At 68.3% G+C, this 1,168-nt stretch carries 1 protein-coding gene; it reads right to left on the reverse strand.

Going from position 1 to position 1,168, the window contains the following annotated elements; all coding sequences use genetic code 11:
- Nucleotides 1–32 precede the first annotated feature (32 nt).
- Nucleotides 33–1,004: an IS1595 family transposase gene (locus tag DW029_RS11095; protein ID WP_118346182.1), complete on the reverse strand. Its 972-nt coding sequence runs from the start codon at nucleotides 1,002–1,004 to the stop codon at nucleotides 33–35.
- Nucleotides 1,005–1,168: the final 164 nt, after the last annotated feature.

The raw sequence follows: 1,168 nt of genomic DNA on the forward strand, positions 1-1,168 counted from the left end.
TCTGACAGTCTAGGAAACGGGTGATGGATTCGCTACGTCGAGCTGCGGAAACGCGCCTCGGTGAGCAGCAGATGGCGAACCACCCTTGCGGTCTCGGGCCATCTCTCGGAGTCCCGCTTGACCCTGAACAGGTACACGAACCAGTTGAGGTACGACTGGAGGTTCGACATCGACATGCCCGTGAACCTCCAGAGGTACCGCTTGAGCCAGGAGCAGAGGTTGTTCACCATGGCCATCCGCTCCAGGTAGACCGGGTCGTTGACGTCGGCCCTGTGCGCCTCCTCGGCGCAGCCCGACTCGCGGATCAGCGCGCCGTGCGCCCTCTCCCTGTCGTGGACGACAAGGCTCCCCTCGGCGATATGCCCGCCGAGCGCCCCCAGCACCCTCGCCGAGCTGGGCTTTCCGCGGCCGCACACCACGGCGACCGGGTTCTTGTGCACGTCGATGGCGACCGCTATGCAGACCTTCTGGCGGGACGGCCCGCGCTTCCTCGCCACGCCGTACCCAAGATGCAGGTCGGTGTCGTTCACGTAGGTCTCGTCTATCCAGACCAGGTCGCGCAGGACGATGCGGTCCTGGTAGCCGTCGACGGCGGCCATCACGCGGTGGCGCCACTCCCATGCCGTCTGGTGGGTTATGCCCAGCTCCTCGGCCATGGCGTCGAGGGGCACGTTGAACCGCATGAGGCCGATGAAGCGGCACCAGGTCGCCATGTCGGACTTGGACCCCTCCAGCACCGTGCCGGTGAGCGATGTGAACCTGGCCCCGCAGGCGCGGCAGCGCCAGCGCTGGACCCCTCCGGCGGTCCTCCCGTCCCTGAAGGGCGAGGCCGCGCGGCAGGAGGGGCAGGCGGGGTCGGTGCGGTAGAGGTCGGCGGCCTCGGCGAGGGTGCCGAAGCCGTGCTTCTCGCGGCAGCACCGCTCGTCGACGGCCCGGCGGAGGAGCTCGAAGTCCCCCTCGTCGAGCGCCGCGACGGCGTCCGCGAAGGCGCTGTGTCGGTTCATCTGGGCGTTCCCGTCCGCAGCGGGGCCCACCCGGCGGGATTGTCGCCAAACAAGAGCCGGGTGGGCTCCGCTGCAAATTCTCGTTTGGCGGGAACAGGATAGCACGGCGCGCCCGGCGGACCATGTCGGGGCCGGCTCCATCACCCGTTTCCTAGACTGTCAAA

The sequence above is a fragment of the Collinsella sp. AF38-3AC genome, assembly GCF_003474365.1.
Lineage (GTDB): Bacteria > Actinomycetota > Coriobacteriia > Coriobacteriales > Coriobacteriaceae > Collinsella.

Coding starts and splice junctions, on each gene's coding strand:
- DW029_RS11095 (WP_118346182.1), bottom strand. CDS start 1,004: ATGAACCGACACAGCGCCTTCGCGGACGCCGTCGCGGCGCTCGACGAG.